This window comes from Candidatus Uabimicrobium helgolandensis, from assembly GCF_041508025.1.
Lineage (GTDB): Bacteria > Planctomycetota > Uabimicrobiia > Uabimicrobiales > Uabimicrobiaceae > Uabimicrobium > Uabimicrobium helgolandensis.
On record NZ_CP165719.1, the window covers coordinates 8,739,710 to 8,760,441 of the forward strand.

At 34.5% G+C, this 20,732-nt stretch carries 11 protein-coding genes; 8 read left to right on the plus strand and 3 right to left on the minus strand.

Annotated elements, in window-relative coordinates; translation table 11 throughout:
- Positions 1-2 precede the first annotated feature (2 nt).
- The 5 genes from UABHE_RS32285 (at position 3) to UABHE_RS32305 (ending at position 11,510) form a co-directional block, all read left to right on the plus strand.
- Positions 3-953: a serine/threonine-protein kinase gene (locus UABHE_RS32285; RefSeq protein ID WP_372367581.1), complete on the plus strand. Its 951-nt coding sequence runs from the start codon at positions 3-5 to the stop codon at positions 951-953.
- An 11-nt stretch (positions 954-964) separates the two neighbouring features.
- On the plus strand, positions 965-6,001 hold the full coding sequence (locus UABHE_RS32290; RefSeq protein WP_372367582.1) for a sigma 54-interacting transcriptional regulator: 5,037 nt from the start codon (positions 965-967) through the stop codon (positions 5,999-6,001).
- Positions 6,002-6,112: 111 nt separating this feature from the next.
- Positions 6,113-8,182, plus strand: coding sequence for a methionine--tRNA ligase (gene metG / locus UABHE_RS32295; RefSeq protein ID WP_372367583.1), 2,070 nt, complete (start codon positions 6,113-6,115; stop codon positions 8,180-8,182).
- Positions 8,183-8,384: 202 nt separating this feature from the next.
- Positions 8,385-9,167, plus strand: coding sequence for a hypothetical protein (locus UABHE_RS32300; protein WP_372367584.1), 783 nt, complete (start codon positions 8,385-8,387; stop codon positions 9,165-9,167).
- Between the two features lie 312 nt (positions 9,168-9,479).
- Complete coding sequence (locus UABHE_RS32305) at positions 9,480-11,510, plus strand: protein kinase (protein WP_372367585.1); 2,031 nt, start codon at positions 9,480-9,482, stop codon at positions 11,508-11,510.
- A 90-nt stretch (positions 11,511-11,600) separates the two neighbouring features.
- Here the strand turns inward: UABHE_RS32305 and UABHE_RS32310 are convergent, their stop codons facing one another.
- The 3 genes from UABHE_RS32310 to UABHE_RS32320 form a co-directional block, all read right to left on the minus strand.
- Entirely contained in the window at positions 11,601-12,248 is a 648-nt protein-coding gene (locus UABHE_RS32310) for a hypothetical protein (protein WP_372367586.1), read from the minus strand.
- Positions 12,249-12,583: 335 nt separating this feature from the next.
- Complete coding sequence (locus UABHE_RS32315; protein WP_372367587.1) at positions 12,584-13,870, minus strand: TAXI family TRAP transporter solute-binding subunit; 1,287 nt, start codon at positions 13,868-13,870, stop codon at positions 12,584-12,586.
- Positions 13,871-14,199: 329 nt separating this feature from the next.
- Positions 14,200-15,918 (minus strand): GIDE domain-containing protein, encoded by a 1,719-nt coding sequence (locus UABHE_RS32320; protein ID WP_372367588.1) that lies wholly within the window; start codon positions 15,916-15,918, stop codon positions 14,200-14,202.
- A gap of 353 nt (positions 15,919-16,271) precedes the next feature.
- Here UABHE_RS32320 and UABHE_RS32325 point away from each other — a divergent pair, with 353 nt between their 5' ends.
- The 3 genes from UABHE_RS32325 to UABHE_RS32335 all read left to right on the plus strand — a co-directional run bounded on the left by UABHE_RS32325 (position 16,272) and on the right by UABHE_RS32335 (position 20,660).
- Positions 16,272-17,138 (plus strand): nucleoside hydrolase, encoded by an 867-nt coding sequence (locus UABHE_RS32325; protein WP_372367589.1) that lies wholly within the window; start codon positions 16,272-16,274, stop codon positions 17,136-17,138.
- Between the two features lie 12 nt (positions 17,139-17,150).
- Positions 17,151-18,284, plus strand: coding sequence for an aminotransferase class V-fold PLP-dependent enzyme (locus tag UABHE_RS32330; RefSeq protein WP_372367590.1), 1,134 nt, complete (start codon positions 17,151-17,153; stop codon positions 18,282-18,284).
- A gap of 723 nt (positions 18,285-19,007) precedes the next feature.
- Positions 19,008-20,660, plus strand: coding sequence for a hypothetical protein (locus tag UABHE_RS32335; RefSeq protein WP_372367591.1), 1,653 nt, complete (start codon positions 19,008-19,010; stop codon positions 20,658-20,660).
- Positions 20,661-20,732: the final 72 nt, after the last annotated feature.

The window sequence follows — 20,732 nt, forward strand, 5'->3', positions numbered from 1 at the left end:
TATTGCACGATGAATGTGATGATCCATCTGAAATGTTCTCCTTTTGGGGCGCTGAAGACGAATTATCTACATCAAGCTTAGAATACGTAGAAGTTATATCATCATTAGAGTCTGGTAGTTATTTTGGACGTTATAAAGTAATTACCAGACTTGGTAGTGGTGGTATGGGAACTGTATATAAAGTTTATGATCCACAATTAAAAAAAGATGTTGCCCTAAAATTAATTATTTCTGCAGATAAGGCTTCGCAAGAAAGTACGGAACGATTTATACGCGAGGCAAAAACGACTGCTACACTTCAACATCCATATATTATAAAAGTATATCATTTCGGTCATGAAAGTGGTCAACCGTACTTTTCTATGGAGTTAATTGAAGGGAAATCTTTAAAAGACTATGTGAAAACAGAGAGCAATTATAAGCAAATAATACAAGTGTTTATAAAAATCTGCGAAGCAATGCATTACGCACATCGTTGTGGAGTGGTTCATCGAGACTTGAAGCCAGACAATATCATGGTTAAAGATCAAAATCCATGTATCATGGATTTTGGTTTAGCAAAAGTAAGCGTAAAAAACAAAAAAATTTCTCATACCGGAATGGTTATGGGGACTTTGCAGTATATGTCTCCTGAACAAGCTCAAGGGTTAGTTAGTTTTATAGATGAACGAAGTGATATATATTCGTTAGGTTGTATTCTTTACTATATGCTTGTTGGTAGACCTCCTTTTATAGAAAAGGGCGTATATTCTTTTCACTTTATGTATAAAATCTTAGCAAAAGAACCAGCCTCCTTATCTACCTACAAAAGCGATGTCCCTGAATCATTGCAAAAAATATGTACAAAAGCTCTTGCGAAAAATAAAGAATTTCGTTACCAAAATGTTGCACAGATGTTGTACGATCTAAAAGAGGTGCAGAATCTACTTTCCGATGAAAAACACAAGTTTTGAGTGGTTAAACTATGCAACCCTTAATTATAAATAACAGATACGAAGTTAAAGAAACTTTATATAAATCTGAAAACTCATTGCTCTATTTAACCTATGATAATCTTAAATCTACTAGTATGTATTTAAGAGTTTTGCTGTTTCCACAAATTACGCGACAAAATTTATGGAAACAAGTGCTTGTGTTTTATCGAAATTACTACAACTGGTTACAGAAGTTGACATGTCCAGGAGTTGAAGTTGCTAGTGATTTTGGGCATACGCTAATAAAAAATCCAGCTGCTCGTTATGAAGATACTTATGCGTGTTATTTTGCTACCCCCTTAAGTAACAACCAAAGGCTTTTAGCAAATGATAATTCAAATGTAGAGGAGCTTGTTACTTATATTGGAAAAGTATTAGCTATATTGCCTGTTCTACATGGCAAACGAGTGTTTCATTACAACATTTCTCCTTATAATATTTTAATAGACGAGGATGATAATGTATCTTTGCTTGATGTAGGGCTTATACCTTTAGGACATAGTTTTCTTAGTAATTCGTGTTATACTGCTCCAGAGCTTAAATATGGATTTGAGCATGACTCTTCTTGTGACGTTTACTCTGCAGGAATGACTTTATATAAAATAGCTAGTGGTACTTTACATAATCAGAGCCTGCCGCAAGAAAAGTTTTTTGCTGAGATGGATGCTTTTTTAGCAAAAATCATTCGTAAAAGCACAGAAATACTTCCGCAAAATAGAATCACTTTGGGCGAATTAATCAATTACATTGAAGAGTTCTCAGGACAATCCCTTTCTATTACTCAAAACTTGAGTTATTTAAAGACTTGCTTTATTGGTGAACAATCTATTCACGAGAATATAAATTCAATTCTCGCCCGCATATCAAAGCAATCTAAAAAAGCTCATCAATCCTTAGCTTTTTTGGTGGAAGGAGATTATGGCCAAGGCAAGAGCCAATTTCTTTCGCAAGTAGCTAGTCTTGCAAGTTCTCATCGTATACAGTGCAACTATGTTCCACTGAAAAGAAAAGTCAATAATGCTATTGTTGTTTTTCATGATATCTTACGTTCGTTAATAAATGATGAATTTTTGTTTCCCGAATTTGATAAAAGTAATATTCCTCTTCACATAAATATTTCTCAGCAAGAACTCAATTTGCAAACAAAAGAAAGAATAGCGCAAGCCATTATTGACTATTCACGTAAGAATCCTCTTATACTTTTGTTTGATGATTTTCATTTAGCAGATTTAGCAACAGTAGATATAGTTAAATATATATGGAATAGAACAAAAGACGAGTTGGAAAATAGACAAAGTTTTCCGCGCCTTTTTATGGTGGTAACCTATAAACAACCTGAGAACAATCATCTACTACAGAATTTTTTTGATGATCAAGTCCACGAAGACGAACTAAAACCTTATCTTGTTCACTTAGGGTTAAGCCCATTTTCTTTAGAAGAAACAGGCCAGTGTATTTCTTCTATACTACGAATGGATTATATTCCTGAGAAATTTGCATCAAGGCTCCATAAGGTAAGTCGTGGTAATAAGTTGCATATATACGAAACTTTTCGTAGTATGTTGCGAAAAGGTACTCTTTACATGGAAGAAGAAGAGTGGTGCATAGATGTTGAAAATATCCGACTTCCGCAAACATTAGAAAATGCCATTTTGCAGCACATTGAAACTTTGCCTCCTTTATGTGAAAAAATACTCAACATTATTTCTATTGCCCAAAATCCTGTACCTATCGAAACTCTATTTCAGGTAATAGGAACAAATGGAGAAGAAGTTATATCTGCACTTTATTATTTGTCTTTTTATTCTATTATTCGAGTGTCTTCAAATTTTTCTATTGATTTTTATAGTACAACTACAGCGATGTGTTTACAGAAGCACATAAACGAAAAAAATGATATTGAATTACGATTAGCAAAATCTATAGAGACTTTGCAGGATCCAGCATTTTACTTTTTGCTTTCAAATTTACCTAAAGAGAATTTTAGTGAAGAGAAATGGTTTGAATATATTCAGAAATGCTGTTATTACATTGTGTCTTCAGGTTTTACTACTTATCATTATCAAAAACTCAACGATTACATTACTGTTTTGAAGGATTCAGAAAAAGACAAAATGTGGTTGGCTGAAATTCTATATCACTTACATCGCTACGAAGAAGCAAAACAAATTTACTATGAAATAGTAAATGACACTCCATCTGCTTTTTCTTTTTTGAGATTAGCAGAATTACTGTGTGAAGAAGAAGAACTTACTACTGCCGAAGAGTATCATCAAAAATCCAAAAAAATGCTTGTCGAAAAAAATCTAGATGAGGCTTTATATTACTTTGTTCATGCTCGAATTTTTTTGGCAAAGGGAGACATAAAAAGAGCTATTGATAATACCCAAAAGTCTTTGTATTTTATTATCGACAATTTTTCACATATGACCAATAAAAAAGTTGTGGTTGAATTCTATTGTAAAGTGCTTGCTTTTCGCGAATTGTGGGAACAGACTCCTTATATTGATAACTTCATTTTGCGAGGTAAAGAGATCTCGCAGCAACTTAACCACACAGCAAGTCTTGCTCTTTTATCTTGTTTGCTTGGAGAGCGTAAAAAAATAGAAAGCCGATATGCCCAAGCCCTTGAAAGTTATCAACATAGTTTGGGTTTATGGGAACAAGTAAAGAATCCTTACCAAGAAGCTATTTGCTTATTGGGCCTTAGTGAATTAAATATTGCTATTGGTGACTATGATAAGGCTGAATTTTTGCTAGAACGTGCTTTTAAAATATCATTAGATAACCATCTCGAAATTTTAATGGCTCAGTATTATCGTGTAAAAAGTGCTGCTCTTTTCGCAGGAAAACAAAATGAAGAAGCTGAAATATATTTGGATAAAGCGATTAAGGTATTTCAAAAACTTGATGAAGATGCATCTGTGTGTTTAGCGACGACACAATTGATTGAGAATTTAGTACAACACAATGATATTCAAGAAGCGGAAGGTTATATTTCTGCGGTAGAAAAAATTTCAGAAAGGCTGAAATGGCCTCAATTACAAGTGGCTGTCGATTTAGCAAAAATTAAGGTTTATAGCGAACAAAATCCCGAAACTGTTATTTTGTTATTAGATCGAACATTGAAAATTTGCGAAAGTTTAAAATTTAACGAATTTCAGTGGAAAATATTTTACGAGTATGGCAATACTTTGCGGGCACAAGGTAATATACAAGGGGCTGTTCAGAAATACCAAGCAGCAAAAAAAACCATTGATTTTTGTTTAGAAGGACTACCACAAGAAAAAATAGAGAGTTTTTATAGCACTGCAGGTCCAAAGTCTTTAGAAAAAATGTTGTCGATATTGACTACGGAACTTCCTATTGATGTAGATGAATTGCAGTACTCAGATGTTGTTTCTTCTTATGAAGAGTCTATGGGAAATGATCACTTAAGCTCATTAAGAGTTGAAAACTCTAGTTTGAAGAAATTACTTGATATCAATAAAAAACTTCTGCGCGAACGAGATCTAAAGAAACTACTCGATTTTATTATGGATACAGCTATAGAATTAACAAAAGCAGAGCGTGGTTTTATTATTTTACGCAATACAGAAAAAGCGTTTGAGGTCGCGCGCAATTTTGAAAAAGAGTATATTGAGAATCCTGAATTTGAAGTAAGTCATTCTATTACAGAGCAAGTGATAAAGACTGGTTTGCCGATACTTTCGGAAAACGCAATGGAAGATGAACGGTTTAACGGTTATAGAAGCGTTGCTGAACTAAACTTATATTCAATACTTGCTGTTCCTCTTGCAAGTCACGAGAAGATACTTGGCGCTGTCTACATTGATAATCGCTTTGAAACATCTGTTTTCTCTGAAAAAGAAAAAAACCTTCTTAGTGCTTTCGCGGTCCAAGCAGCGCTCGCGGTAGAGAATGCTAGGTTGATCCAGGATAATATAGAAAAGCAAAAAGAAATTGAGGCCTTCAATAAGCAATTAGGAAAAGCGAACACTAAGTTATCGAAAAAAGTCAAGCGCCAGGAAGAAGAGCTTAGTGATGTAAAGTTAATTTTGCATCGCAATAAACAAGAGTTGGCAACAAGGTATAGTTATCGCAATATTATAGGTAAAAGCCAAAAAATTCAGGATTTGTTTAATATTGTTGATAAAGTAAGTAGCAAAAATATTCCAGTACTAATTCAAGGAGAGAGCGGTACTGGAAAAGAATTAGTGGCGCGTGCAATTCATTATAACAGCCCGCGTAACAAAGAAAATTTTATGTCAGAAAATTGCGCTGCTATTTCTGATTCTTTATTAGAAAATGAATTATTTGGCCACGATAAAGGAGCATATACTAACGCATATGCGGATAAAAAAGGTTTATTTGAATTGGCAGACAAAGGTAGTTTATTTCTCGATGAAGTTGGCGATATGAGCCCAAATATGCAAGTAAAGTTACTACGCGTATTAGAGAATAATCGTATACGGCGTTTGGGTGGTAAGGATGAAGTTCAAGTAGATGTGCGTATTATTTCTGCCTCGAATAAGATACTCGAAGAGTTAGTAGAGAAACAAGAATTTCGCGGAGATTTATTTTTTCGCTTGAAAGTTGTACAAATTGATTTACCTCCTCTACGTGATCGTAAAGAAGATATTCCTTTACTCGCAGATCATTTTTTGAAGATGTTTGCAGAGGAAAATCAAAGTATTGTACGAAGTGTTGATAACCGCGGTATGGATGTTCTTTTGAATTACGATTGGCCAGGAAACATTCGCGAATTAAAAAATGTATTATACAATTCTCTTAGTATTTATGATGAGAAAAAACTAACAACTCAACATTTTGAAAGCCTTACGCAAAATCGTTCGCAAAAGCTAGAAGGCCTATTCAATCAAGAGTTGTCGATTGATGAATACGCCAAACAATTTGTAATTAAAAACCAGAGTAAGTATAATGACAGTCAGCTAGCTAAAATTTTAGGTTTTAGCCGAAAAACTTTATGGGAAAAGCGCAAAAAGTGGAGTATAGTTAGAGGATAATTATCATCTCAGTTGCTATCCTGTGGTTGTTTTTTATGCCTATAGCGATGTAGGTAATTGTCCTATTCCTGTGCACGTTTTTTCTTTATATTTGATACAAGAAAGTTTACTATGAGTTGCAAATACACAATTACAGCTGGATTACCATATGCAAATGGTCCTCTACACATTGGACATATTGCCGGAGCGTATTTACCTGCTGATATATATACTCGCGTTCGTAAATTAAGTGGTGATGATGCCATTTATATTTGTGGTACAGATGAGTACGGTGTACCAATTACAATTACTGCCGAAAAAGAAGATGTAAGTCCAAGAGTTATCGTGAAAAGATATCACGAAGAAATTAAAGAGGGGTTCGCAAGCCTTAATATCCAATTTGATAATTTTTCAGGAACAAGCAATTTAAACAATAAAGATCACGCTGCTCTTTCGCGAGAATTTTTTACTGAGTTAAACAAAAATGGATACATTTCTTCTAAAATTGAAGATCAATTGCGTTGTAAAAATTGCGATCGTTTTCTTGCAGATCGCTACGTTGAAGGAACTTGTCCTAAGTGTGGAAATGAAGAAGCACGAGGAGATGAATGCTCTGTTTGTAATGCTCAGTACACAGTAATGGAAATGGGAAGCCCTAAGTGTAAACTGTGTTCTAATGAGACTCTGGAAAAGATTCCTACAAAACATTGGTATTTAAAATTAGATGTTCTTCAGGCAGACTTAGAGGAGTGGATTGACTCTAAAGATTATTGGAAAGAAAATGTCGTTAATTTCATCAAGGGATGGTTCAAAGAAGGTCTAAGAGAAAGAGCAATTACTAGAGATTTACATTGGGGCGTTCCCGTTCCTTTAAATGACGCTGTTGGTAAAGTTTTATATGTGTGGTTTGATGCACCTATTGGTTATATTTCTTCGACAATGCAGTGGGCTGAAAAACAAGGTAATAAAGATAAATGGAAAGAATATTGGCAAAATCCTGATGCGAAAATTGTTCATTTTATGGGCAAAGATAACATTCCTTTTCATTCTATTATTTGGCCTGCAATGCTTATAGGCCAGAAAAAAAACTACCAATTACCATGGCATATACCAGCGAATGAATATCTAAATATTGGTTTAGATAATGAAGAAGGAGGAAAAGCCTCCACTTCAAAAGGTAATGTTGTGTGGGTAAGTGATTATTGTAAGAATTTTGCGGCGGACTATTTACGCTATTACTTAGCTGCAAATTCTCCTGAGAAAAGTGATTTCACTTTCACATGGAAAGACATGCAAGCGCGTTGTAATAATGAGCTACTAGGGGTTATTGGAAATTTAGCGAATCGCGTTCTTAAATTTGTGGGCAATAATTTTGAAAATACAATTCCTACGCCTGAAGACTTAGATGCACGTGATAATGAAATATTAAATAAAACCAAGGAATCTGTGGCGAAAGTAACAAAATTTTATGACGATTTTGAAGTGCGTCAAGCTATATCGGAAATTGTAAATTTGGGAAGACTTGGTAATCAATATTTTGATGAAAAAGCTCCATGGAAAACGGCAAAAAGTGATCGTACCATTTGTGGAAATACACTTTATGTAACTGCGCAACTTATTCATAAGGTGGTACAACTTTTATCTCCTGTTATTCCTGAATCCTGTGACAAGCTGTGGAAACAGCTAGGTTATTCTGAAGGAATTAAATCATGGAGCGAGTTAGAAAAAGATTTACCGGCAGGGCAAAAAATTGCTAACCCTCAAGGTGTTTTTAGTAAAATTGAAGATAAGGTGATTCAACAAATGGAAGAAAATTTACGTGCTTCGCAAGAAGATAATAACGAGAAGCCAGCTGTAAACTTAGTACCATTAAAAGAAGATAAAATTTCATACGACAATTTCTCTGCTCTTGACATTCGCATGGGGAAAGTTTTAGAAGCAGAAAAAGTCGCTAAAACCAAAAAATTACTTCACTTAAAAGTAGATATTGGACACGAAGTACGGCAGATTATTGCTGGTTTGGCAGAATACTATGCGCCTGAAGATCTTGTAGGTAAGATAGTTCCTGTTCTTGTTAACTTGGAACCAGCAAAAATTAGAGGCTTAATGAGTGAAGGAATGATTTTGTGTGCTGATATCGATGGTGAGGCAATTATTCTTCACCCAGGAAAAGATGTTTGCCCTGGAGCAATTGTACGCTAATTAGTAATTTATTCAATACTCATAGAGACTATAAGGGCATCCTTTATGGGTGCCCGCGAAATGCATTTCTAAACCTTTGCAAACCGTGAGATTATTTGGGACGCCTATTTATCAGTCTAAAATTCAATGTGTCCGAGTCTTAACAAAAATCTATTTTTTTCTCTAAATGTCGACATCTTATTTTTTATAGTGGGAGTTTTTGATGAGCGAAGAAAAAAGTGTAATGAATAATCCCTTCTTAGTGTGGGGAGTATTTGTGCTAATTCCCGTGGCTTCGTTTGGACTTTATGTCTACGAAGTTTTTTTCAAAGAAGAAAAACAAGCGCGCGGAGCAAATACTTTATACAAAGAAGCTCGGTTACTAGAAGCAAAAGGTAATCGCCTTAAAGCATATATAAATTATAGCACTATTGTCGAAATTCACAAAGATTCCGAAACAAAGAAGCAAGCTGCGCAACGGCTCAATGAAATGAAAAAGAGTTTGGAAGTAGAGATTTTATCTTTAGCAGGAAATAATAGATGGACAGAGTTGCGTAAAAAAAGAGATGAAATAACAAAATTATTACCTGCGAGAATTCCTTGGTTAGATGATCAGTTGAAGAACAAAGGAAAAAGCCGCCAAGATAAAAATGATCCCTTGACTGTGGAAGTTAATGATCTTAAGCAAAAAATAGATTTACTCATTGCTAGCGAGAACTTTACAGAAGCTTTTCAGGCGTGTAAAAAAGCAAGTTTAAAAAATAAAAATCGTAAGTTTAAAAAACAAGCGAAGTATATTAATGCAAATATTCACTATGAGTATGCAATGATAAAAAAAAATGCTCTACTTGCAAAAATTGATGGCGCAGATATTGGTGAATTTAAAAATGATTTTCCTGAGGAAGTTCTAGAAATACGGGCACATCTAAAAAAGTATTTAAAAATGTCGTCTAACTCTGATGCAAAGCGTATAAAAGTAAAAGAATTTTTTAAAAAATTAGATTAGAGCGTGTCATCATTCAAAATATTGTGTGTTTTTTCGAGCCCGAGCCCGTTTCCGAAACTTTCACTAACAATTTATCAAAGAAGCAAAGTTTCTTTTTCCATCGCAAAAAACTAGTATTGAACCAATAAATCACTTTCTGTCGCTCTCAAAAAGTTTTCGGGCGCGGGCTCGCAAACGGGCTCGGGCTCAATACTACTGGCGTATCATTAAATGAATCCGTTATATTTTTATCTGTATTGAATGATGACACACCCTAGAATATTTTTGTATAAAATTTTTGTATGATGGCAGGCCCTAAACAAGGATACTAAAGTGTCGAAAAATGATGATTTGGCAGATGTATACGGTCTTTTACGAAAAGATGAAAGGCCAAGTACTGTTGATAACCGTTATGAACCACATCAACTTTTAGGCCAAGGAGGTATGTCGAAAGTTTACAGTGCTTACGATATGAAATTAGGACGTATTATTGCTCTTAAACTTTTATCATCGCAAAATAGAACACTTTCCACGAAAGAAGCGCAATCAGTTGCTAAATTAAAGCACAATAATGTTGTTACTGTTTTTGATTTTGGCAATTGCAAAGATCGATCGTACATCGCAATGGAATATATTCCAGGTCAAAATCTTCAGCAGTATTTAAGCACAAAACCTAATCCAGAAATAAAGTGGATTGTTCGTTTAGTCCAACAAATAGCGGAAGCTGTCCATCATGCTCACCGTGAAGGTATTATTCACCGTGATTTAAAACCTGCGAATATCATGTTACAAAGTGGCATACCCAAAATCATGGATTTTGGGTTGGCAAAATCCATAGACGAAACCACGAACAATAATGTAATTCGTGGTACTTTGCAATATATGGCTCCTGAGCAAGTACAAGCTCAAAACTCAGAAGTTGATCAACGTACTGACATATATGCTTTAGGACTCATTCTTTATGAACTGCTTACGAAACGAAATCCTTTTACTGATGTGACTATTGCGAATTCAGTTCGTATTATCGAAGAAATTCCTCCTTCTCTTCGCAGTATAAATAAAACAATTCCGTGGCAACTAGAAAAGATATGCCTAAAGTGCCTAGCAAAAAATAAGAAGCACCGTTATCAAAGTGCGCGTTTTTTAGCTAAAGATTTGGACAGTTTTGCTAATCGTAAAACACGTACACTTATTTATATTCCTTGGGTTTTATTTTGTTTGTTGTTTATTTTTATTTTTTACCCAAAAAACCCTGAACTCAAGCCAATAAAAAAGCAAAAGCAAGTAAAGTCCCCTGTACAACAGTCCTCCGCAGTGTTACATCATGTGAACAAATACCCGATAGCTCAAAAACACGATTGGAGAGTTGTCTTTGATAATAAACCTAAAAGCACAAGTTACTTGCAAACACATGCCAAATTTCTGCTAAATTACGCAATGTCTTCTTCTGAGGTAAAACATCGCAAACAAAAAGTTGCAGAATTGATATCAGTTACCAAAAAAGCAATAAACTTAGACTCTAATGATAGTTTTTCACGTTTTTTACATTATCTTGGACACTTAATTTCGACTTCACCATCTTTACAACAAAAAGCGAATGTTTTTTTGAAAAACAACAGTCCTGTAAATAATGAAATACAATACTACAACAAGGCGATGTCTCATCTTGATAAAATCAAGAATAGAAAATCGGCTTCACCAAATAATCCTCACCTCAAACAAGCATTTCTTTCTATTGAAAAAGGGCTTGGAATTTGTAAATCATTTGTTTTTCTCTACGATGCAAAAGCTACCGCCTTACAGTTTTTATCAAAACATAAGGATGTGCTTACTGCTTATGAAACAGCTCTCAAATACGAACCCTATAATCCGTTTATTTTGTCTTCACGTGCAAATTATTATTACGAACAAGAAAACTCGGAAGCTGCTCTCGCTGATATTCAAACATTAGTCTATTATGAAATGACAACTGCACAAACTTGGTATTTACACGGGCGACTTTTCAAAGAAAAAAAACTATATTCAAAAGCCGCAAAAAGTTTTACTATCGCTCTCGATTTGGGCTATTCCGCATCAAAATGCTATTTTCAAAGGCAGAGCACTTATAGTAAACAAGGGCAATACCAAAAAGCCATAAATGACTGTACTAAATTACTTTTGCAAGACAAAAGAAAGAGCTACTATCTTGCAAGAGCTGAAGCTTATCTGGGTTTAGGTAGAAATAAAAAAGCGGTAGAGGATCTCGAAGCGGCGCGAAAATTTGCTCCTAATAATAGGAAAATCATTTTAGAAATAGCGAATATATATCAAAAGATGGGGGAAAAGGAAAAAGCTAGAGAAATTCTTCTTGAGTATACAAAGTAATGGTAAGAATACGAACTATTGGCGTTTAAACTGAGGAGTAGTCCCTACAAGTAATGGCAAGATTGTTACTCGTAGGGAGAGCGATAAGTTCTACTCGACAAACCACAGTTCTTTTTCAGGTTTTATTAGAGATAAGCTACCGCTGGCTCCATCAAATGAATTGTAACCAATTAGACTTTCATTCCAGAAAAAACAGGAGTTGCTTATTGCTTGATTTTCTGCTCTTCCAAACACGCCACTTGCAATACTATTCATTTTCATCATTTTTGGAAAATCGCCCGGTTTCCCTGGGGCTGCGAGTAGCCATCCTCTTTTGGGAACGATTAAGATCAAATCAGGAGACTTACATAGTCTACTAGCTTCTTTTAGAAATTCGTTATTAAGAATTTGCTCTGTTGATAAATCGTCCATCACGTCAATCGTTTTTATGCTTTGGAGGGATATAATCGCACGTAACAGCGACGGTTTTTTGAAAATGAATCCTGCCTGTTCACTTATTGTCCAAGTTTTGGTCTCGTTTGCTGCATGAGTATTTGCTTCCAAGATATAATTTTCTTTCTGTGAACGGTCAAGTGATGCTCGTTCAACAAAATCGTATTTTCCGTCAACAATACCTTGTGCAACAGAGATCCAGGGAATGCTTGGATTCTTTTGACTGCCAAGAAGGGGGCGTGATAAATACTTGTCAGCTTCTGGCCAATTACCTGGCATCAATACAAAAAACTTTTTATTAGACATATATTTTCCTTATTCTTAGTGAAAATAATAAACTGTTTACTAGGAGCTGTAATCATTTAAGATATTTTTCGAGCTCGAGATCGATTTCAAAGCTTTAATCAAACAAATAAGCATTTGTTATAACGTGCAAAAAGTTCTGTTTTTTTAAGACCTTGTAAGCGTTTTCGGAAACGGACTCTACATTACTCGCAGTATCATAATGTAAGGCAATTGATGACATGCTCTATACATAACTAAAATATATAGTACAACTAAGACTTTTGCCATTTTTTTTGCGAGATTGTATTATTATGACTGGAACCAAAATTACATGATCTAATCACAATTTAATATTTCTAAACAATACCGTGTTGATTTTTCTTTCCGTTTATTTGCTCCTCAAGTAAATAAATATGAAGTTGCAGAGTATAGAAATCTTTTTTGAACATAATTGGTACATTCGATTCTTCTATATTTTTTTTGAGTTCTGTGATTTCTGCTTTTAGCTTTTTCTTATTTTTAGAATTTTCTGCTTCTAATTTCATACGTAGTAATTTCTTGTACCACAAGCCTATTTTGCGATTAGTGCGCCAAGCGATTAGAGCTGGTATTATTTTAGATAGAGGAATAATTATCGTTAGCATAGAGAACAAAAATAGTGCTAATCGGTACAGTAAATTCGCCAACCAGAATGGCAAATAAGTGTATAAAAAATTTGGCCCGTTTTGAAAGTAGCGTTGTGCAGATTCGTGAGCTGGAAGTTCTAGGTATTGTAGAGAAGGAAATTCTTGGGATTCTTCTAGAATACTTCTTTTACTGTGGATTTTATTTGCTGTTTGTAGTAATAGTTGTACAACTGCAGGATGAATGTTTTTGTTTGTTGCTATGGTTGCAACGGTAGAGATAATGACCTTGTCTTTCGCTGGTATATTTTTCGTTAAGTTGAGCATACCTTCATATATATTGATATCTTTTATGAATAGAAAATTTCGCGCATAAGCGCGGTAACGTCTGAATGACATCAAAGAAATATCACTTTTGGTGAAAAGTTGCTGTATTACACTGGATTTAGGAGAAGAAATAAAGAAGGCAGCATCTAATTTTTTTTGTTGTAGCATTTCTGCAGCTTTGGCAAATCCAACTTCTTTTAGTTGAGAATTTTGTGGAGTTATGTCGTTTATTTTTAGGAGTTGGTTCGCCACGAATTGCGTACCGCTTCTCGGTTGACCAATTCCAATTTTCATACCTTTTAATTCCACAAGCGACTGTGCTTTTAAATCTTGGCGTAGAAAAACCCATAAAGGTTCGTAATATACGCTCATAATTGAAGTTATATTTTCGGTTTTCCCGTTTGTGGTACCCCCTTGAATGAAAGCAATATCTGCCTTGTTGTTTTCTAGAAGTTGAAAATTTTCTACGCTACCTGCTGTCTCTAAAATTTTTAATTCTATGCCTTGTTTTGCAAAATATCTTTTATATTTATGCGCAAATTTGTAATAAGCGCCCGAAGAATTGCCGCTGGCAATGGTAATTTTTTTGGGTAGTGGTGGAGACAATAATTTTAGTGATTGCCATACGAAAATAATAAGTAAAATGTAAAGAATAAATCGTATTTTATAGATAAATTGTTTGGTTTTTTGCATGATTTAACTTTCGCTCTGACTCATGTTTTTCTATTAAATAAAGAGATGTGATATTGTCTTAAATGGTTCAATAAATAAACATATGAATCTCTATAGGTTACTTTGGATTCATATGTTAGATAACACTTTGACTTCTATAAATTGGGTGCCTAAATACATTCAGTCTTTCACTTCACCAAAGTCTACAGCATGATATGTTAGAGAGTATAATAAAATTAGTGTAAAAAAAGCGAAAGAAAAAATGACATTGGGCTTGCGCCAACCTTGAAATGTGTGCTTCGAAACAACAGCATTCAAGGTTGAAATCACAAGAAAAATGTGGCACATTCTTAGAAAGGATGAAGGTAGGTTGTTTTTGATGGTAACCACACACCATAGAACATTAATGCGCAAAAGATTGCCAAAAAGAAAATCACAGCAATTGTTGACCATTTTTTTATTCTTTTGTTCTTCTTAATTAGCTCCTCTTTTGTTTTTGTAGAAACAATAAAGGATTTGCTTCTTTCTGTTGGTTTTTCGATTTGGTGGTCACCTGATTCTGGGTTAGCATCGCCAAGAATGTAAACTTTTTGTCCAATAGGAATAATACATTCTTTTAACTCATAGCCTAAAGCGAGTCCTTCTTCATGTCTAAAGTTGTCTACGTCAAAAGTAAGTGTACCAAACGTCAAAATTGTGCCACCTCCTAAAGGAGGTTCGATAAAATGATTTTTGACTTCAATAGCCTCTATTTCTGCACCTTCTCCTTTTACAAGAATTTTAGCCGTTTCATCTTCTACGAAGAAATCAGTGTATTTTGCTACTGTGTGGATTAACTTGTATGAGTTATGGCCTGCTTTGTTTTTGTATTTTTGGAATATTTGGTGTTCATAAGCAACACATTTTTCTTTTGCTAGATCTGATGTTAAAGGTGTATCGCAAACCGTTTTTCCATTTACTTCCACGTATTGTTTTTTGTTTGTGGATTTGATTTTTTTTATATCAGAAGAAGATGTCGATTGCATGTTGTAAAGTTTTTTGGCAGCAATATATCGAAAGATAACGAATATTAATGCTCCAAAAAGTGCAATTCCGGAAAATATATAGTAATGTAAATATGAATGTTGTCCCTTAGGTAATCCAAAGTTGTTATCTGGTCCCTTTAGGTTTATTTGTCTGAAGTTATGGCTGCGATATTGAACGTAGCAGGATTGATTTTTGAAGATATTCTTATGTAATTGGAATTTTACTTCTTTAAATTTCTCTTCTGAAAAGAGTAACTTTTTTCTGTCTGCAATCACAACAATAAAATTGCTTTTATAGTAAATATCAATCTTGTTCTCTTTTTTTTCTAAATATTTCCTTGACCAAGGTCCAAAAACTTCCCATTTTTTGCCTTTTTCTAATATCTCAACTTGGTCACTGGCATCAATTTGATTGCCACTTTTTGCGCATAACTCTTTAGAGATGTTTTGTTTGTCTAACTCTGCAGCAAAATGTCCGCTTACCGTTTCTTGATAATCATTTGAAGGTTGAAACAGAACAAATGTCCAGTTGTCTTTAAAGTCTAAAGATTTATTATTCTCTAAAAAAATAACCATTTTATCTAGTACTGACTGTTGTGCATTTATTTCGTAGTAAAGATTATGTTTACTACTAGATAGCTCTTTTTTTAAAATAAGTGAGTCGTGCCAGTTTACGACTTTTTGAAAATTATCTATGTATAGAGTTACTTCTACGCTCCCTTTTGGGAAGATGCTTGTTTTTATCTTTCCGCCAATATTTAAGCATACTAGTGGCCAGAAAATTTTTTCTTTCACTTTTTCTGCAGCTTTACTTAAACTGAAATCTATCTGGTATCCGTATTCATCTTGACGAAGCTTAACATCAATTGGTTTGTAATTTTTAAAGTACTGATCTTGCTCCAAGATTTTTGTGATTTCTTTTATCTCTGATTCTGGAATCTTTTTTGAGTATGCAAGTTCTCCATGAGAATATTGTATCTTGTTTTCGTTACAGCCGACCAAGAGACACAGAAAGAATAAAATCCACATAGAATTTTTTGTCATTATTGCTCCTATACATGAATAAGAAAAAATGAACGGCTAGGGCGTATTATCATTCAGAAATAACAGATGTCGTAAAAATACCATTGTCTCGTATTACAACATTGCAAATAGCCTCGAGTTTGAAAAAACATTTTGAATGATGACAAGCTCTAAATTTATAAATACAATGACAAGTGTACTGCAATTGTTTGTCAAATTGCCATTTTTTTTGTATACACCGTATATTGGTTTAGGTGGCGAAATTAAAATAGAAAAACGATCTTGCTCCTGTTTAAAAGATGAAAGTCTTATATGATTTTATGGAGATTGTGCAATAGAAACAAATCTAAGGTAGCAATGTTTTGGAGTTTGAGATGAAACGCATAAAAGTAGTTTTTGATATGGAAACTCAGGACCCTGATGATTTTTTAACCTTGCTACTGCTCTTAGGTCATCCTTGCGTTGATTTGAGAGCAGTTACAGTTACTCCTGGATCAACTGCTCAAATTGGTATAGTACGTTACGCTTTACAGGTTTTTGATGTTGATCTACCTATTGGAGCATATAATATAGATCATCCCAAAAAGTGCGTATCTGCTTGGCATTACAAAGTTCTTGGAGACGTTTCTTCTGTAAATGAGGCTGAAGAAGGTTATAAAGTATTATTTGAAAATTGTGATGAACACACAACTCTTATTACAGGTGCACCGCTTAAAAATTTAGGAAAGGCTATTGAAGAAACTTCTATTACTATTGGACGGCTTGTAGCTCAAGGAGGTTTTGCTGGTGCTCCTGTTGTACCAGAGCATTTGCAAATGGAGAAATTCAAAGGGAAGACTACTTGTCCAACATTTAACCTTGGTGGTGATTCTAGATCAGCATTGGCAGCTCTCGAATATTCTGGGATATTAAAGAGGTATTTTGTATCAAAAAATGTATGTCACCGCGTTCTCTACGATAAAGAACTTCATGTTGAAGTGGAAAAGATAAAAGAGAAGTCACGTTCTTTGCAAATGATTTGGCGAGTAATGGAGATATACCTACGTAAAAAGAGTTCTAAAAAATTACACGATCCTCTTGCAGCTTGTTGTGCTATTGACCCAAGTATAGGAGAATGGTCCGAAGTTGAATTATATTATCAAAGAGGTGAGTGGGGATCTAGGCTTTGTCCGGGTTCTAACACTTGGATTATTATTAATTACAATCATCAAAGGTTTTTACGAACGTTATTGGCATTTTAAATAGAGGTTTTTATGTCTGAAAAAAGAATATTTTTATCTCCTCCACACATGGAAGGACATGAACTTGAATATGTACAACAAGCATTTGCAAGTAATTTTATTGCTCCTTGCGGACCAATGCTAAATCGTTTGGAAAAGCAGTTTTGCGAATATACAGAAATTCCTTATTGTGTAGGTCTAACAAGTGGTACAGCGGCAATGCATTTAGCTTTAAAAGGATTAGGTATAAAGGAAGGGGACCTTGTTCTTGCATCAACATTAACTTTTGTTGCGAGCGTATCGCCTGCTGCGCATATGGGAGCAAAAATTACCTTTATTGATGCCGATGAAAAAAGCTGGACAATGGATCCGCGGTTGCTTCAAGAAGAAATAGATCGTTGTGAGCAAAAAGGACAGCTTCCTAAAGTTGTAATACCCACTGATTTGTATGGACAAAGTTGTGATTTAGATGCTATTTGCGAAATTTGCCGTCCTTTTGATATACCTGTTGTTGTTGATTCAGCTGAAGGAGTAGGTACAAAATACAAAAGACGCCATGCCGGGCATGGAGCTACAGCAGCAGTTTATTCATTTAATGGAAATAAGATAATTACTTCTTCTGGTGGAGGTATTTTGGCTTCTCATGATCAAAAACTTATTGATTATGCGCGTTTTCTGGCGACGCAGGCTAGAGAATCTTTTCCATATTATGAACACAAAGAAATTGGTTATAACTATCGCCTAAGTAATATATGCGCGGCGATTGGCTGCGCACAGTTAGAAGTAATAGACAAGAGAGCGCAACAAAAACGCGCAATTTTTGAATATTACAAGCGCCATCTCGAAGATCTTCCGGGTATAGAATTTATGCCTGAAGCTGATTATGGCAAAAGTAATTATTGGCTTAGTGTTATTTTAATAGATTCTCTAAAATGTGGAACTTCTTATGAAAAAGTGCGCCAAGCATTAGAAAAAGAAAACATTGAATCGCGTCCGATGTGGAAACCTATGCATTTACAACCTGTTTTTGTCGATTGTGATGTGGTTGATAATATGGTAGCCTCAAAATTATTTGAGCAAGGATTGTGTTTGCCTTCCGGAACATCGATGAGTAAAGAAGACTTGCAACGAGTAATTAACATAATTAAAAATAATTGCGAAAAATAAGTAGAACTTCGGGCCTGTAATCGTTGTAGCATGTGGTTCCATTGAATGCTAAAAAAGCCCTTTTTTTGGATAAAATAACGTAGGAGGTTTTTGACCTTAAAGCCTTATTTTAGTAATACGCCCTGGTAGGATTCGAACCTGCGACCTACAGATTAGAAATCTTTTCTTATTTTGAAATACTGAAAGCCACAAGTGATTTTTTAAAGAATCACTTGTGGCTTTTTTTATTTTTTCAATTATATCGTTGGTTCCCTTATGGGCCAATCTTTTTTACTAAATCAATTGCACCGTCTTGAATTTTTGCGAATCAGAGGTTCTAATAGCTACAAAAACGACTTTGAGCATTTACTCAGAATGACATAAGCTTTAACCTAAAAGAAATTCGTTATTTGTTTGACATTGTAGTACTTGTAGTAATCTAAATATCTACAATTCCTCACCGCAACAGGCAAGTCTATACATCTATATTAATCTCTTTTGCAAATTATTATTACCAACCAACTCGGTCCTTATGTTAAGAGGACGAAACTGAGTTGGTTATCAGTGGTGTGAATGGGCAGATGAGTATCGAGAAAAAGTGCCAGGCTCGCGCAAATAAAGAAAATATAGTAACATAAGTCATTTCGATCTTTCTTTTTCAAACAACCACATTCTATTCTATCGCAATTTCAATAATTCCTATAGTTCTAACTACAGTACTCTTAATTTTATGAGGATAAAAAAATGAAGCACGACATAACAACAGGACGAAAACTCAATCTTTTATACCTTCTTCGCCACTTTCCAATACCGGAAACATCAAGTTTGGTGAAGAACAATAAGATAAAAGGAAGTTATGGACGTAATATTCTACGTGATATAAAAGATGCTGCTGGTTTTTTGTTCTTTTCATGGATCATGTACATGTTTTTTGCCAGCGCAAATGAAGGAAAACTTGTCAGCCCAATTGTTGTTGTTAGTTTAGGGATTTTCGTGCTTTTTGCTCTTCTCTTCCTTTACTTAATGGTACAAAGGATCATTCTCTATACTAGGCATGGAAATACTTTTTTGCATTTAAAAAATTATCCCATCTATCTCCGAGATACTATCGAAGGTAGTATTGAGTTTAGTAAAAAAAATTTCAAAGATCTGACCGTTTGCTTACGCTTTGTAGCGGGAAACGGAATGATTACCTATGAAGATAAGATTGTGTTAGAAGATGTACATAATCGCCAGTCTTTTACCTTCCAACTTCCTAAAGAGCAATACGACGAAAAGATATATCAAGGAGTTGGAAATTGGCAAATTGAAGCGTATGGCGATCGTTTTTTTGCTAATTTTCAGACAACTTACTTTTTATCCATCGAATTTAAAACCGAGCAGCAAGAAAAAGAAGAACGAGCATTTGAAGAGACAGAACAACTACAAAAAATGTCATATTCCTACAATTTCAACGGCAATAATCATGATGTTGATCAACAAGAACTGTGTCTTGATACTTGGTTTTTTCGCAAAGTAAAAAATCAGGTAATTTTTGTTCCACAGAATGGTGTTTTCATTTCCATTTTTTTTCTACTCATTTTTGCACTACCTCTATCTGTAAAGACTACGGTAATTCTTTTTAAAGGTGTTTCACTGACTATAAAAAATTTCCTAATCATATCGGGACGTTTTCTATGTAGTTTCTCTCTGTTATCTATTGCAGCAATCGTGTATTTTAATAACAAGCGTAAAAGCGTATTTGGCAGAAATGGCGAAACGAGTCCGTGGACAAAAGAAAAAGTTTCTAGTTCGGATATTTCATTTGCGTTCTATAGCACTGGAGAAATTTTTGCGATATGTTTGTGTGCATTCACTTTGGTGCATATGATAAAATACAATTTTTACTACTTTAGTCTAACCTTGATTATTTTGCTGATGTTTTTTTTCGGAAGATTGTTATATAAATACATGCGTTTTTTTCCCAGAAATACATATGTACATTTCGATACCTATCCATTTACATGCGGAGAAGAAATGCATATTCGTTGGGAGTATGAGCATCTACCTTCTGTTACACAAGCTACTTTTTACTTGCAGTGTATGGAGGAACATCTCATAGAAAAAAGATCAGACGGGGGAGGACCATACGTATCGATTAAGCAGGTACATAGTGACAAATGTGTTGTACACAATATCCCCAAACATCTCAAAGAGTTACCTATTAGTTTCAAGTTACCCAAAAAATCAGGGACATCCATTGGAATTATTACCAGTCGTTACTGGCAATTAAAGGCCGAAATTAAAAATGTTGTTGCTTTTGAGACATTTCACTTGTTACCTGTTTTCGATTCCATAGAAAAAAAAGATAACGATTTAAATAGCAACAATGGCAATAAAGATCATGAAAATGCATAGTACAATAATTCAGTACTAAATTGACCAAATTACTTGAAAATAGCCAGTATTTTGTCAGAGTTACCTTTCGTA

Bases quoted from the DNA above. Each gene is read 5' to 3' on its own strand.
- UABHE_RS32335 (WP_372367591.1), top strand. From the start codon at position 19,008: ATGAAGCACGACATAACAACAGGACGAAAACTCAATCTTTTATACCTT.
- UABHE_RS32315 (WP_372367587.1), bottom strand. From the start codon at position 13,870: ATGCAAAAAACCAAACAATTTATCTATAAAATACGATTTATTCTTTAC.
- UABHE_RS32310 (WP_372367586.1), bottom strand. From the start codon at position 12,248: ATGTCTAATAAAAAGTTTTTTGTATTGATGCCAGGTAATTGGCCAGAA.
- UABHE_RS32330 (WP_372367590.1), top strand. From the start codon at position 17,151: ATGTCTGAAAAAAGAATATTTTTATCTCCTCCACACATGGAAGGACAT.
- metG (WP_372367583.1), top strand. From the start codon at position 6,113: ATGAGTTGCAAATACACAATTACAGCTGGATTACCATATGCAAATGGT.
- UABHE_RS32325 (WP_372367589.1), top strand. From the start codon at position 16,272: ATGAAACGCATAAAAGTAGTTTTTGATATGGAAACTCAGGACCCTGAT.
- UABHE_RS32290 (WP_372367582.1), top strand. From the start codon at position 965: ATGCAACCCTTAATTATAAATAACAGATACGAAGTTAAAGAAACTTTA.
- UABHE_RS32300 (WP_372367584.1), top strand. From the start codon at position 8,385: ATGAGCGAAGAAAAAAGTGTAATGAATAATCCCTTCTTAGTGTGGGGA.
- UABHE_RS32320 (WP_372367588.1), bottom strand. From the start codon at position 15,918: ATGACAAAAAATTCTATGTGGATTTTATTCTTTCTGTGTCTCTTGGTC.